At 70.4% G+C, this 13,851-nt stretch carries 11 protein-coding genes; 7 read left to right on the top strand and 4 right to left on the bottom strand.

The window, feature by feature from the left end:
• Nucleotides 1–71: 71 nt before the first annotated feature.
• Nucleotides 72–1,265: a cyclic nucleotide-binding domain-containing protein gene (locus G472_RS0117695; protein WP_035692888.1), complete on the top strand. Its 1,194-nt coding sequence runs from the start codon at nucleotides 72–74 to the stop codon at nucleotides 1,263–1,265.
• An 8-nt stretch (nucleotides 1,266–1,273) separates the two neighbouring features.
• On the opposite strand, the gene G472_RS33965 is transcribed toward G472_RS0117695, so the two are convergent.
• From G472_RS33965 to G472_RS0117680, 3 genes are all read right to left on the bottom strand, one after another.
• Nucleotides 1,274–1,642 carry a hypothetical protein gene (locus G472_RS33965; RefSeq protein ID WP_245593520.1) on the bottom strand — a complete coding sequence of 123 codons (369 nt, stop codon included), beginning with the start codon at nucleotides 1,640–1,642 and terminating at the stop codon, nucleotides 1,274–1,276.
• Nucleotides 1,643–1,770: 128 nt separating this feature from the next.
• Entirely contained in the window at nucleotides 1,771–3,471 is a 1,701-nt protein-coding gene (locus tag G472_RS33960; protein ID WP_051340964.1) for a stimulus-sensing domain-containing protein, read from the bottom strand.
• On the bottom strand, nucleotides 3,440–4,141 hold the full coding sequence (locus tag G472_RS0117680) for a response regulator transcription factor (protein WP_029009437.1): 702 nt from the start codon (nucleotides 4,139–4,141) through the stop codon (nucleotides 3,440–3,442). The genes G472_RS33960 and G472_RS0117680 overlap by 32 nt, the downstream gene beginning before the upstream one ends.
• Nucleotides 4,142–4,388: 247 nt before the next feature.
• Between G472_RS0117680 and G472_RS33955 the strand changes: the two genes are divergently transcribed.
• From G472_RS33955 to G472_RS39490, 6 genes are all read left to right on the top strand, one after another.
• The gene (locus G472_RS33955) at nucleotides 4,389–5,117 is read left to right on the top strand and encodes a pyridoxamine 5'-phosphate oxidase family protein (RefSeq protein WP_051340963.1); all 729 of its coding nucleotides are present in this window, start codon (nucleotides 4,389–4,391) and stop codon (nucleotides 5,115–5,117) included.
• Between the two features lie 299 nt (nucleotides 5,118–5,416).
• Nucleotides 5,417–7,240 carry a phosphoenolpyruvate carboxykinase (GTP) gene (locus G472_RS0117670; protein WP_029009436.1) on the top strand — a complete coding sequence of 608 codons (1,824 nt, stop codon included), beginning with the start codon at nucleotides 5,417–5,419 and terminating at the stop codon, nucleotides 7,238–7,240.
• Between the two features lie 208 nt (nucleotides 7,241–7,448).
• Entirely contained in the window at nucleotides 7,449–9,419 is a 1,971-nt protein-coding gene (locus G472_RS0117665; protein WP_169732829.1) for an ABC transporter substrate-binding protein, read from the top strand.
• Nucleotides 9,420–9,611: 192 nt separating this feature from the next.
• Nucleotides 9,612–10,472, top strand: coding sequence for a flagellar motor stator protein MotA (motA, locus tag G472_RS0117660; RefSeq protein ID WP_029009434.1), 861 nt, complete (start codon nucleotides 9,612–9,614; stop codon nucleotides 10,470–10,472).
• Between the two features lie 5 nt (nucleotides 10,473–10,477).
• On the top strand, nucleotides 10,478–11,428 hold the full coding sequence (locus G472_RS0117655) for a lipid II:glycine glycyltransferase FemX (protein ID WP_029009433.1): 951 nt from the start codon (nucleotides 10,478–10,480) through the stop codon (nucleotides 11,426–11,428).
• A 78-nt stretch (nucleotides 11,429–11,506) separates the two neighbouring features.
• Nucleotides 11,507–11,680, top strand: a complete 174-nt coding sequence (locus G472_RS39490; protein WP_169732828.1) for a hypothetical protein — start codon at nucleotides 11,507–11,509, stop codon at nucleotides 11,678–11,680.
• Nucleotides 11,681–11,704: 24 nt separating this feature from the next.
• On the opposite strand, the gene G472_RS0117645 is transcribed toward G472_RS39490, so the two are convergent.
• A complete protein-coding gene (locus tag G472_RS0117645; RefSeq protein ID WP_029009432.1) occupies nucleotides 11,705–13,222 on the bottom strand; it encodes a M23 family metallopeptidase in 1,518 nt (505 codons plus the stop codon).
• Between the last annotated feature and the right edge of the window lie 629 nt (nucleotides 13,223–13,851).

Here is a 13,851-nt window from a genome sequence, read left to right as displayed (position 1 = left end):
ACCGGCCGACGCGACAGCGAGGGCGCGCATGGGGTATGGTGGCCGGCCATGACCCAACCGGAGCACCGCGTTTGGAATCGCGTTCGGACGGCCCGGCCCCTCGCGGGGTCCTCGACGGCATCGCCCTGTTCGACCGTTTTTCGGCGGAGGAACGGGACGCCGTGGCGGCGCGCGGGCGCGTCGTCACCGTCGACCCCGGCACCGTGCTGGTGCGCGAGGGGGAGGAGGGCGACGCCCTCTATGTCCTGCTGGACGGCGTGGTGCGCATCCTGCGCCGCGACCCCGCCGGCCACGCGGTGGAGGTGGCGCGCCGCCACCCCGGCGACTGCTTTGGCGAGATCGCGCTGATCGACGGCGGTCCGCGCTCCGCGACCGTGGTGGCGGCGACGCCGCTGCGCCTCTTCGTGCTGGAGCGCACGCAGTTCCTCGACCTGGTGGTGCCGTCCCCGGAGCTGTTGGCGAAGCTGATGCGCGAGCTGTGCCGCAAGCTCCGCGACGCTTCCGACCGGCTGGCGCGTGAGGATCTGGACGGCCGGATGCGCGCGGCGGAGGCGGAACTGGCCCGCCACCGCTCGATCGTCCAGGCGGTCACCGGTCTGGCGCACGAACTGAACACGCCGCTGGGCGTCTGCGTCACCACCGCCAGCCACATCGAGACGCTGGCCGAAGACGGGCAGGGCGCGGCGGCGGATTTCATTGAGCCCGCCCGCATGCTGCGCTCCAACCTGGGCCGCGCGGTGGCGCTGGTGGAGGCGTTCACCGCCATCGCCGCCGGGCCGCACACCGAGCCGCCGGAGACGCTCGACCTGGTCGAGGCGGCGGAACACGCGGCGGCGCTGTTCGCCATGGACCACCCGTCCGCCCGCCTCACCGTGGCGGTGACCGCGCCCGGCGATGGCCCCTGCCGCTGGCGCGGCGCCCGGGTCCACCTGGAACGCACCCTGTTCGAACTGTTCGCCAACGCCGCCCACCACGCCTATCCGGCGGCCGGCGGGGCGGTGGAGGTGAGCGTCGTCGCCGCCATGCTGGACGGCCGTCCCGCCTGGGCGCTGGCGGTCAGGGACCACGGCCCCGGCATTCCCGCCGAGGCGCGGGCCCGCCTGTTCGACGCCTTCTTCACCACGGCGCGCGCCCGCGGCCACAAGGGCCTGGGGCTCACCATCGTCTACAACACCGTCACCGGTCCGCTGGGCGGGCGCGTGACGCTCGACTCCCGGCCGGGTGCCGGGACGGCGGTGACACTGACGCTGCCGCAGGCGGAGTGACGGCGCCCTCAGGTTTCCGGATCGTCGTCGGTCAGCAACGGGCGGCGCGCGTCGCGGCGGATGTCCTCGAGCCGCCGGGCCAGGACGTCGCGGCGGCGGATCATCTCGTCCAGGTCGTCCAGTTCCGCAGCTTCCCGGCACGCCTCGCGGAAGTCCTTCTCCTCCTCCAGGCGGACCAGCAGGACCTTGTAGGAATCGGCGATGCGCGCGAGGTGGCGCTGGGCCCCGTGCAGGGCGCGGGCGAGCTGGGCGCGCTCCTCGGTGGAGGCCCGCATGATGCGGGCCAGTTCCCCCTGCTGGCGACCCGCGTCACGGATCAGCCGTGCCAGGCGGTAGCGTTGGAGATCGACGACCTTGGCGACGGGGGTGACGGCCATCGGCCCCTCCATCCGTGGGTGCCCCGGAAGCCGCACGGCACCGGCCGGCACCGGGAGGGGCGCCCGCCCGGCCCGGACAAGGGGTCGGAAGGGAGCATTGTCCATAGGAATCCGGTGCTGCGCAACCCTTACGTCGACCAGCGGGTTCCGGGCAACCGGACGGTGAATACCGCGCCTGCGATACCGCCATCAGGTCGATAGCGGTTGGCGGCGACGAGGGTGCCGCCGTGCGCCTCGACGATCTGGCGCGAGATGCTGAGACCGAGGCCGGAATGGGTTCCGAACTTTTCCCCGGCCGGGCGCTCGGAGTAGAACCGCTCGAAGATGGCCTCCTCCTTGCCCTCGGGGATGCCGGGGCCGTCGTCGCTCACGGTGACGACGACGCATCCCGCAGGGTCGCGCCGCGCCGCCAGTCGGACCGGCGCGTCCGGCGGCGAGAAGGAGAGGGCGTTGGCGATCAGGTTGCGGAACACCTGGGTCAGCCGCCCTTCCAGCCCCGGAACGGTGAGGTCGGCGTCGGGCGCCAGCTCCACCGTCAGGCGCGGCGGCCCGTCCGGGGTGCCGTCGGCCTTCAGCTCCGCCTTGAGCTGGGCCAGCATGGTCAGCATGGCGCCGACGTCGACCGGCTCCGGCTCGGCCCGGCTCAGTTCGGCGTCCAGGCGGGAGGCGTTGGAGATGTCGCTGATGAGGCGGTCCAGGCGCTGCACGTCGTCAGCGATGATCGCCATCAGCCGCTCGCGCCGCTCCGGGTCCTTGACGATGGTCGCGGTTTCCACCGCGCTGCGCAGGGAGGTCAGGGGATTCTTGATCTCGTGGGCGACGTCGGCGGCGAAGCGTTCGATGGCGTCCATGCGGGCCCACAGCTCCCCCGTCATGGCGCGCAATGCTCCGGAGAGATCGCCGATCTCGTCGCCGCGCGGCGTGAGGTCGGGGATCTCGGCGTGGCGGCCGTGTCCGCCGCGCTGGCGCTCCGCCGCCGCCGCCAGATGGCGGATCGGCCGGGCGATGGTGCCGGCGAGATAAAGCGACAGCAGCACCGTCACCGCCAGGGCCACCGCGAAGACGCGCAGGATGTCGAAGCGGACGGAGCGGATGGCCTCGTCGATCTCGGCGCCGTTGCGCGACAGCAGCACCGCCCCCAGCACCTGCTTGTAGCGCTGCACCGGCACCGCCACCGTCAGCACCAGGCCGGGCCCGTCGCGACCCGCCGCGGCGTCGGTGCGCCACACGGTTGCACCCATGTCGCCGGCCAGCGCCCGGTCCACGTCGGCGGTGCGCTGGCTGCCGTCGGCCGGCCCCTCGCGGTAGAGCGGCAGGCCGGCGCGGTCGGGAATGGCGTCGGTGAACCACTGGTACACCCGCACCGCCGCGCGGGCCGGCACGCTGCGGCTGTCGGGGGGCGGCAGCTCCTCGATCTGGATGGTCCCCGCGGACCCCACCAGCACCCGGCTGTCGGAGACCAGCGTCCCCGCCTGGTCGTACAGGCGGGTGCGCGTCTCGGTCGTCTCGACCAGGCGGCGGACCATCTGGCGGGCCAGCTCCGGCGACAGAGTGTGGATCTCCTCCCCCGCATCGGTGAAGGCGCGCTGCACCGCGCCTTCCCCCAGGGCGGAGGCGAAGATGCGCGCCTCGGTGCGCAGCGCCTCCAGCTCCGTCGCGATCAGGCGGTCCTGGTAGGGGCCGAGGTAGAGCAGCCCGCCCACCAGCAGCGCCAGCGCCAGCACATTGACGGCGAGGATGCGCCGGGTCAGCGGTGACGGCAGCCAGCGCCGCCGCCGTGGCCGCCGCCCGTCGCCCTCACTGCTCCTTGTAGCGGTAGCCGACGCCATAGAGCGTTTCGATCTGGCCGAAGTCGGGGTCCGCCGCCCGGAACTTCTTGCGCAGGCGTTTGATGTGGCTGTCGATGGTTCGGTCGTCGACATAAACGTGCTCGCCGTAGGCGGCGTCCATGAGCTGGTCGCGGCTCTTGACGTGGCCGGGGCGCTGGGCCAGCGCCTTGACCAGCAGGAACTCGGTGACGGTGAGGTCGATGGGTCGGCCCTTCCAGGCGCAGGCGTGGCGGGCACTGTCCAGCACCAGGGAGCCGCGCGTCAACACCTGTCCCGGGTCCGCCGCGGCGGCCGGCCCGCGGGACAGCGACTCGCGGCGCAGCAGGGCGCGGATGCGTTCGATCAGCAGGCGCTGGGAGAAGGGCTTGCGGATGTAGTCGTCGGCGCCCATCCGCAGGCCGGTCAGTTCGTCCACCTCGTCGTCCTTGCTGGTCAGGAAGATGACCGGCATGTGAGAGGTCTGGCGCAGGCGGGCCAGCAGTTCCAGCCCGTCCATGCGCGGCATCTTGATGTCCAGCACGGCCAGATCGGGCGGGCGCTGGGTCAGGCCGCGCAGCGCCTCCGAGCCGTCGGTGTAGGTGCGCACCTCGAATCCCTCGGCCTCCAGCGCCATGGAGACCGAGGTCAGGATGTTGCGATCGTCGTCGACGAGCGCGATGGTCTGGGCCATGGGCGGGCTCCCGGCTGATGGGCCACGGCGGCGGGGCGGAAGGGGGACGGCCAAGTTTTCCCTTCCTTCGCGGCAGTCTACGCGCCAATATGGCACCAAAACGGCGGCCTGAAAGGTCTTGCCGCAGGGTTGGACGCACGCTTAGGGCATGAGTTCCATTCGAACACCGAGCGGTCCCACACCCGGAGCGGGCTCCGGCGCGGGGGCGGCGCACAGCCCCGACACACCGGCCGAACCGCCGGGCCGCGTGGCGCGCCGAATCCTGCGGGCCACCGATCGCGCCACCCTGGCCACGCTGTCGTGCGACGACGGCGGCTGGCCCTATCCCTCGCTGGTGCTGGTGGCTCTCGACCACGACGCCACGCCGCTGCTGCTGCTGTCCACGCTTGCCCTGCACACCGCCAACATCGCCGCCGACGGGCGCGTCGGCCTGCTGTTCGACGCCACCGCGGGTCTTGCCCGGCCGCTGGCCGGCGGCCGCGTCTCGGTGCTGGGCCGGGCGGAGCGCAGCGACGAGCCGCGCCACCGCGCCCGCTTCCGCGCCCGCCACCCCGGCGCCGCCTTCACCATGGAATTCGCCGATTTCGCGATCTACCGCGTGGCGGTGGAGCGCGCCCATTTCGTCGCCGGTTTCGGCCGTGTCCACCGCATCGACGCGGCCGATCTGCTGCTGGACCGGGTGCCCCCCGCCCTGGCGGCGGCGGAGGGCGAACTTCTGATCAGGCTCAATGAAACCGGGGTAGCCGATGCGGCAGGATACCCCCGTGGAGAGGGGTGGACGCTGACCGGGATCGACCCGGAAGGGGCGGACCTGCGCCGTGACGGCGCGGTCGCGCGATGGGACTTCGACGGGCGCGCCGAGGACGCCGAGGGGGCGGAGGCGGCCATCGCCGACCTCGTTCGGCGCACCCGCCGGGAGGGGGCCGGGACGCCCCCCTCACACGGCCGCCGGCCGGACGATGCCGGCGGACCATAACAAGAAGCAACCAGGAGAACTGACCGTGCAGCATTCCGGACCGACCATGATCCGCCCGCGGCAAGCCCGCGCCGGGCGGCGCCTTCCGAGGGCAGCGCCCGCGGCGCCGCCACCGTCGCGAGTCCGCGCCGGGGTGTGATGTTCGGTCCGGCGTGGCGCACGCCGGATCGGGTCGACCGAGGCGGTCCCGGACGGGGCCGCGCAACCAAGCAAGAATCCCGCCCGGCTGCACCCGGGCAACCGGGACGCCCACGGGACGGGGCGCGCCGGAGCCGGCGGGACACGTGGAAGAGGACGCTATGACTGGACTGACTCGCACGAGGAACAAGAAGCTCCTGGACTGGGTCGAGGAGATCGCGACCAAATGCAAGCCGGAGCGGGTTCACTGGTGCGACGGCTCGCAGGAGGAATACGACCGCCTGTGCGCCGAGATGGTGGCCTCCGGCACCTTCATCCGGCTGAACGCGGCGAAGCGGCCGAACTCGTTCCTCTGCCGCTCCGACGCCGGTGACGTGGCGCGGGTCGAGGACCGCACCTTCATCTGCACGAAGACGAAGGAAGAGGCCGGCCCCACCAACAACTGGATGGACCCGGCGGAGATGAAGGCCAAGCTGGACGGCCTCTTCGACGGGTGCATGCGCGGCCGCACCATGTACGTGGTGCCCTTCAGCATGGGGCCGCTGGGCTCGCCCATCTCGCACATCGGCGTGCAGATCTCCGACAGCCCCTATGTCGCGGTCAACATGCGCCTGATGACCCGCATGGGCCAGAAGGTGCTGGACGAGCTGGGTGATTCCGATTTCGTCCCGTGCCTGCACTCGGTTGGCATGCCGCTGGCCGAGGGGCAGAAGGACGTGGCCTGGCCGTGCAACGCCGAGCACAAGTACATCGTCCACTTCCCCGAGGAGCACGCCATCGTCTCCTACGGTTCGGGTTACGGCGGCAACGCCCTGCTCGGCAAGAAGTGCTTCGCCCTGCGCATCGCCTCCTCCATGGGCCGCGAGCAGGGCTGGCTGGCCGAGCACATGCTGATCCTCGGCGTCGAGAGCCCGGAGGGCGAGAAGACCTACGTCGGCGCCGCCTTTCCGTCCGCCTGCGGCAAGACCAACTTCGCCATGCTGGTGCCGCCCGAGGGCTTCGAGGGCTGGAAGGTCCGCACCATCGGCGACGACATCGCCTGGATCAAGCCGCAGCCCGACGGCACCCTGCGCGCCATCAACCCGGAGGCCGGCTTCTTCGGCGTGGCGCCGGGCACCGGCCTGAAGTCCAACCCCAACGCCCTGAAGACGCTGCACGCCAACTGCATCTTCACCAATGTGGCGCTGACCGATGACGGCGACGTCTGGTGGGAGGGCCTGACCGACGAGCCGCCGGCGCACCTGATCGACTGGCAGGGCAACGACTGGACGCCCGCCAGCGGCCGCCCCGCGGCGCATCCCAACTCGCGCTTCACCGCGCCGGCCAGCCAGTGCCCGTCCATCGACCCCGCGTGGGAGGACCCGGCCGGCGTGCCGATTTCGGCCTTCATCTTCGGCGGCCGGCTGTCCCGGACCTTCCCCCTGGTGTTCGAGGCGAAGACCTGGCGCGAGGGCGTGTACTGGGCGGCCACCATGGGTTCGGAAGCCACCGCCGCCGCCGTCGGCCAGGCCGCCATCCGCCGTGATCCCTTCGCCATGCTGCCGTTCTGCGGCTACAACATGGGCGATTACTGGAACCATTGGCTGAGCTTCGAGGGCAAGGTGAAGGACCTGCCCCGGATCTATCGCGTCAACTGGTTCCGCCGGGACGAGAACGGCAAATTCGCCTGGCCGGGATTCGGCGACAACATGCGGGTCCTGAAGTGGATCGTCGACCGCGTGCGCGGCCGCGCCGCCGCGCCGGTGGAAAGTCCGTTCGGCTACATGCCCCATTACCGGGACATCAACTGGAACGGTCTGGACTTCACGGAAGACCAGTTCCATCGCATCATGGACATCAACACCGACGAGGCGAGGGCCGAGGCCGAAGACCAGGCCGACTTCTTCGCCCGGTTCGGCAAGCACCTGCCCGATGAGTTCGAGCAGGAGCGCACGGCGCTGCTGGCCCGGCTGGAGACGGCGCCCGAAGTGGTGCGGGCCGGCTGACGGCACCACGCACCGCTTCACGCAGGGCGATACCACGCTCAACGGCACGGCGGGCCATCTTCGGGTGGCCCGCCGTTGTCCGTGACGGCGGTGTTTCCCTTCGAGCGCCGTTCGTGTTACCCCTATACTCCCGTATGTGCCGTACGGCGGGCCGTTCTGCAACCGCACCGGCCGGGCGTACGGTCGGCACCGTATGGAGGGGGAAAGCATGCATCGGGCGAGCCGCGGAGTGTCGTTGGTGCTGGCCATCGCCGCGGCCGTGTGGTGCGGGACCGCCGCGGCGCAGCCCCTCTACAAGGATTCGCCGGTGCTGGCCGGCGCGGTGGCGGACGGCACGCTGCCGCCGGTGGCCGAGCGGCTTCCGCGTACGCCGCTGCTGGTGCAGCCGGTGGAGGAGATCGGCCGTTACGGCGGCTCCTGGCGGATGGGCATGATCGGCAACGGCGACGCCCTGCTGATCTACCGCACCGTCGGGTACGAGCATCTGGTCCGCTGGGACCCCGCCTGGCGCCGGGTGGTGCCCAACATCGCCCAGTCCTTCGAGGTGAACGCCGACGCCACCGAGTTCACCTTTCGCCTGCGCCCCGGCATGCGCTGGTCCGACGGCCATCCCTTCACGGCGGCCGACGTGCTGTTCTGGTACGAGGACGTGCTGACCGATCCCGACCTGTCTCCCCGCCACATGGGCTGGATGTCCAGCGGCGGCGAGGTCGGCCGGGTGACGGCGCCCGATCCCCACACCGTGCGCTTCGTCTTCCGGACGCCGCACAGCACCTTCCTGGCGCGCCTTGCCTCGGCCTACGACACCAAGGGGCCGACCGATTTCCCCCGGCATGCGCTGGCGCGGTTCCATCCCCGCCACAACCCCGACGGCATCGCGGGGGAGATCGCCGCCGCCGGCGTGCGCACCGCGGCGGAACTGTTCCGGCTGAAGGCCCATGTGGACCATTACGTGTCGAGCACCGCGGCCATGCTGCGCCGGCCGGTCGAGGCGGGCGCGCAGAGCCTGGCGGCGGAGCCGGTGCCGACGCTGGCCGCCTGGGTGATCGACCGCTGGGAGGACGGGCAGCCGCCGCGCTTCGTGCTGCGCCGGAACCCCTATTACTGGAAGATCGATCCGGCCGGCCAGCAACTGCCCTATGTGGACGAGCTGGTGGTGCAGCACGTCGACAAGCCCGCCGGCCTGCGGGCGCTGGTGGAACAGGGGCGCATCGACATGCAGACCCGCAACATACAGGCGAGCATCCCGCGCGACGCCCTGCCGGCCATCCTGGAGGCGGGCGGGTACCGCACGTTCCGGACCCTGTCGGCGGAGAACAACACGCTGGCCCTGGGGCTCAACCTCACCCACCGCGACCCGGCGAAGCGGGCGCTGTTCGGCGAGCGCGCCTTCCGTGTCGCCCTGTCGCAGGCGGTCGACCGCGCTGCCATCGTCGCCGGGGTCTTCGGCGGCGACGGGGAGGCCTATCAGCCGGCGCCCCGGCCGGAATCCCGTTTCTATCACGAGCGGCTGGCACGCCAGCATCTTGCCTACGACCCCGCGGCGGCCGGTGCCGCCCTGGACGCCCTGGGCCTGGCCCGGCGCGACGCCGAGGGGTTCCGACTGCGCCCCGACGGCGAGCGGGTGGGGTTCGAGATCCTGGTGCGCAGCGACCGCGCCCGTTTCGTGGAGATCGCCACCCTGGCCGCCGCCGACTGGCGCGCCATCGGCATCGACGCGCGGGTGACCGCGCGCGAGCGCGGCGTCGTCAACCATGCGCGCGAGGAGATCGCCTTCGACATGACCACGGCCGCCACCGACGGCGGCATCGACCCCCTGATCGAACCGCACCCCTTCATGCCCGCGACCGACGATTCGGTGTTCGGGCTGGCGTGGGTGCACTGGCTGGAAGGGCGGGGCAGCGGCCTGGCCGAAACCCCGCCGGAGCCGGTGCTGCGGCAAATCGACCTCTACCGCCGCATCCGGCAGACCATGGATCCGGACGAGCAGGTCCGGCTGATGCACGGCATTCTCGACATCGCCGCCGACGAGTTCTTCCTGATCGGCTTCTCCCTGCCACCCGCCGGCTATGGCCTGGTCCGCGAGGACTTTCGCAACGTGCCGTCCTTCATGATGGATGCCTGGATCTATCCGACGCCCGGACCGACCAACCCGTTCCAGTATTTCTTCGCCCGGTAGGGCGGGGCCGCCTACTCCTTTCGTGACAGCCCCCCGCGCGGTGGCTAGAATCCGCCGCGCCCGCCGGTCGGCGGGCCCGATGTCCTGCCAAGTTTACACAAATCTTAGGGTTTTGTGGTCCATGGTGCCGCGGGTGCGGGGTTGCGTGTGCGACACCGTCGAGCCGGAGCAAGCCGCTGGGAGTTCTCTACCATGTTCGTCATGATCGGCTTCGGCATCGTGATCTTCAGCGTGTTCGGCGGGTACGCGATGGCCGGCGGTCACCTGGGGGTGCTGTGGCAGCCGTTCGAATACCTGATCATCCTCGGCGCCGCCGCCGGTGCCTTCTTCATCGCCAACCCCAAGGGCGTCATCAGCCACACCGGCAAGGAAATCGGCCACCTGTTCAAGGGACCGAAGTACAAGAAGGATGATTTTCTCGAACTGCTCACCATGATGTACCAGGTCTTCAAGATCGCGAAGACCAAGGGTTTGCTGGCGCTCGAGCAGCACATCGAGAAGCCCGAGGACTCACCCCTGTTCCAGCAGTTCCCGAAATTCTACAGCGATCATCACGCCATCACCTTCCTGTGCACGTATCTCCGCCTGATGTCGCTGGGGGCCGACAACCCGCACGAGCTGGTCGATCTGATGGAGGAGGACATCGAAACCATCCACCACGAGCACCAGCGCGTCTCCGACGCCATTCAGACCGTCGCCGACGGCGTGCCGGCGCTGGGCATTGTCGCCGCCGTGCTGGGCGTGATCCACACCATGGGCTCCATCACCGAACCGCCGGAAGTGCTGGGCAAGCTGATCGGCGCCGCCCTCGTGGGGACCTTCTCCGGCGTGCTGTTCGCGTATGGCTTCTTCGGCCCGATGGCCGCCGGCCTGAAGGCCGTGTACCACGCCGAGACCAAATACTATCAGTGCATGAAGACCGGTCTTCTCGCCCACCTCTCGGGCTACGCACCGGCGATTTCCGTGGAATACGCACGAAACGTGCTGGAACCGGAATACCGACCAACGTTCGCCCAGGTGGAAGAGGCGACGGCGGCCCTGCCGCCGGCGTAGGCGTGATGACCGCACCCTCCGTCCGCATCGTCTGGAACGACGGCACGCTCGGCGATTGGAGCGCCGCCTTCGCGCGGATCGAGCGTTCGACCCTGACCCAGTGCTTCGGCTACGCCCGGGCCATGGGCCGGACCCATGGCCATGTGCCGCGCCTGGGGATGATCGAGCGCGACGGCACCCCCATCGGCATGCTGCAGGTCCTGGAACGCCGCGCCCTGAAGCTGTTCGTGCAGCGCCGGCTTCACCGCGGCCCTCTGTGGTTCGACGGCCCGCCGGAGCCGGCGGTCCTGGAGGCGGTGCTGCGGCTGCTGCGCCGGGAATGCCCGGACAACCCGTTGAGCCGCCTGAGCTTCCTGCCGGAACTGCCGGCGTCGGACATGACGGCGGAGCTGATGGTGCGCTGCGGCTTCCGCAAGGTGGGGCCCGGCTACCGCACGGTGTGGATCGATCTGACCCGCAGCGACGAGGAACTGGGCGCGGCCCTGTCCCGCGGGTGGCGGCAGGCGCTGAAGGGCGCCCGCAAGGCGGGGCTGACCCTCGACCTTGACCCGGAGGCGAAGAACCTGCCCTGGCTGGTCAAGCAGGAGCACGACCAGGCGCGCGTCAAGCAGTACCGCGAGATGTCCGGCCCCCTTGTGGTGCGGCTGCGCAACGCCCTGCACACCGACGACGGGGTGCTGATGACGGCGGCCCTGAAGGGTGGCAAGCCGGTGTCGTCGGCGCTGTTCCTGGGGCACGGGACCACCGCCACCTATCAGCTCGGCTGGTCCGACGACGTCGGGCGCAAGACCAGCGCCATGCGCCTGGTTCTCTGGGAATCGATGGGGGCTCTGCGCCAGCGGGGCTTCCGCTGGCTCGACCTCGGCGGCATCAATCCGGACACCGCCCCCGGCGTGACCGAGTTCAAGCTGGGCACCGGCGGCGAGGCGACGGAAACCGTCGGCCTGTACCGGTAACACCGACGGGCCGCGCCGGCGCCCGTTGCGGGCGGCGGCGGGAAGGATCACGATGGGGCGTTCAGCAGGGAGACCGCCATGGCCGACGATGAGATGATGAAGCCCGAGGAGGCGAACCTCGCCATCGAGCGCGCCTCTGCCAAGAGTTCCAACGTGCAGCGCATGCGCGAACGCCTGCAGAAACTGGCGCAGGACGACGACAAGGGGCTTCAGATCCTTGCCGACGCCATCCGGCGGATGCTGCGCCAATAAACGCTGCACCCGTAAGGGTGACGGTCAGCAGGCGGTCTCGTTGGTGCAGCCCTTGTCCTCGACCGCCGGGGTGCGGGCGAGCTGGAGACCCTGCTTCGACTCCTCGAACGCCCGGTCGAGCGCCTTCGCCGTTTGCAGGAAATCGCGCAGGTCGCGGCCGTCCAGCTTCTCGCCGGTCGGCAGGTCGACGCTGGCCGGATTGACCTGCCGGTTGTGGCGCAGCACCTCATAGTGCAGGTGCGGTCCCGTCGACCGGCCGGTCGAGCCCACATAGCCGATCACCTCGCCCTGCTGCACCCGCCCGCCGCGCCGGACGTTGCCGGCGAACCGGCTGAGATGGGCATAGGCGGTGGCCATCTCGGAATTGTGGCGGATGCGGATATAGTTGCCGTAGGCGCCCTTGACACCGACCTCCTCCACCACCCCGTTGCCGGCGGCGTAAATGGGGGTGCCCGTCGGGGCGCCGAAGTCCATCCCCTGGTGCATCTTGCTGAAGCCCAGGATCGGATGCCGGCGCATGCCGAAGCCGGAGGTAATCCGGGCGCCGTCAATGGGTGTGCGCAGCAGGGCCCGGCGGATGCTGGCCCCGTCGCGGTCATAATAATCGACGCGGCCGTCCCGCGTCTTGAACCGGTACATCGGCCTTTCCTTGCCGCTCAGCACCAGCGAGGCGTACAGCACGTCCCCGTCCCCGGCGACGCGGCCGTCGTCGGTCACCATCCGTTCGAACAGCACCTCGAAGCGGTCGCCGGGCTGCAGGTCGCGCTGGAAATCGATCTCGTGGGAATAGAGACGGATCACCGCCATCATCACGGATACCGGGACTCCGGCGGCGGAACCGGCCTCGAACAGGCTGGAGCGGACCTCGGCCGCCGCACCGACCCGGCGCCGCTCCACCGCCCGTTCCACCTCGGCCGATTCGAAGCCCGAATCGCCGGTTCGTGCCACGGTGACCGAGCGGACCACGTCCGGCTCCAGCTCCAGCCCGACGAACTGCCGGGCACCGCCGCGGCGCGGCTCGAACAGCACGGTGACCTGCTGGCCCACCTGGAGGCTGCGGGGGTCGTACACCTCCCGCAACGCCCGGATGGCCCCCGCCGCCTCGGTGCGCGGCACGGAGGCGCCGACCAGGAGGTTCAGCAGCGTGTCGCCCCGGCTGACCAGGAACACCCGGCGGTCGAGATTGGATTCTGCGTCGCTGTCGGCGTCTTCGCCGGATACGGTGGCGGCAGGCGGGTCGGCGGTGACCAGCACCGCCGGAGTGACGGGTGTGTCGTCGCCGTCCGGTACGGCCGCCGCCGGCACCACCTCGGCGGCGATCTCCTCACCGCCGGCGGCAGCCTCCTCACCGCCGCCGACAGCGGCGGGACCGTCGGCCGACGAGCCGGGGATCTCCGGCTTGACCGGGGGCAGGATGAAGGCGGGAGGGGCGGCGGAGCGGTCCGCCGCGCTGGCGGACGGAAAAGCGGCGGGTACCAGGAAGCCGGCAGCTCCGGCGGCACACAACGCAAGAGCGGGAAGGCAGACGTCCCTCAATCGCACCGGCTTCCTCCCTATCTTCGTGCTCAAACCATGCAGAACCGTCGCGCGCAACGCCCGGCCGGTGCATCCTTGTTCAGCGTCTCTTCGATGGACCATGCGCGCCGGTATTGACGGAGTCAACCGACAACGGCGCCGCATGCGAACGGCGGACTGTAAGTACCATCCACAAGACCCGTTTCTGACCTTGCGGGCGGTGCTGCCGACTCCCTACCACCATCGACGCGCCGGGTGCCCGTCAAAAATTCTTCACCCCACGGCAAAAAAGCGCTTGCGCGGTCGGTGGGGAGGGACCTATAAACCGCTCCACCGACGCGGTGGCCGGTTGGCCGGCGGGTTGGACGGGTGATGAGCCCAGAGGTTCGAGAGGTGATGCGGCGGCCGCGAGGTCGACGAAGCAACGCCGGTTCGGCGTTGCGCTTTTTGTCTCCGAACCGCACCAGATGACATCACGGCGCGCTGCCGGCCTCTCTGCGAGGCGGGCGAGGCCGTTGCGGTTCCGGTTGCGGGGCTGCGGGATCTTTGAAAACTGAATACCGTGTTGTGAGAAGGGATGCGCAGGCGGATGGGCACTGTGGTCCGGTTCACGGGAGTGGATTGGATTGTCGGGTCGTTCGCAAGTCGCATCTTGA

The organism is Azospirillum halopraeferens DSM 3675 (assembly GCF_000429625.1).
GTDB classification, from domain to species: Bacteria; Pseudomonadota; Alphaproteobacteria; order Azospirillales; family Azospirillaceae; genus Azospirillum; species Azospirillum halopraeferens.
The sequence above is the reverse complement of the archived record's forward strand: the minus strand, read 5'-3'. Positions and strand labels throughout refer to the sequence as shown.

Excerpts from the sequence above, each read along its gene's own strand:
- G472_RS0117655 (WP_029009433.1), top strand. The coding sequence starts at position 10,478 with ATGACCGCACCCTCCGTCCGCATCGTCTGGAACGACGGCACGCTCGGC.
- G472_RS33960 (WP_051340964.1), bottom strand. The coding sequence starts at position 3,471 with ATGGCGTCGGCTACCGCTACAAGGAGCAGTGAGGGCGACGGGCGGCGG.
- G472_RS0117680 (WP_029009437.1), bottom strand. The coding sequence starts at position 4,141 with ATGGCCCAGACCATCGCGCTCGTCGACGACGATCGCAACATCCTGACC.
- G472_RS0117665 (WP_169732829.1), top strand. The coding sequence starts at position 7,449 with ATGCATCGGGCGAGCCGCGGAGTGTCGTTGGTGCTGGCCATCGCCGCG.
- motA (WP_029009434.1), top strand. The coding sequence starts at position 9,612 with ATGTTCGTCATGATCGGCTTCGGCATCGTGATCTTCAGCGTGTTCGGC.
- G472_RS0117670 (WP_029009436.1), top strand. The coding sequence starts at position 5,417 with ATGACTGGACTGACTCGCACGAGGAACAAGAAGCTCCTGGACTGGGTC.
- G472_RS39490 (WP_169732828.1), top strand. The coding sequence starts at position 11,507 with ATGGCCGACGATGAGATGATGAAGCCCGAGGAGGCGAACCTCGCCATC.
- G472_RS33965 (WP_245593520.1), bottom strand. The coding sequence starts at position 1,642 with ATGGCCGTCACCCCCGTCGCCAAGGTCGTCGATCTCCAACGCTACCGC.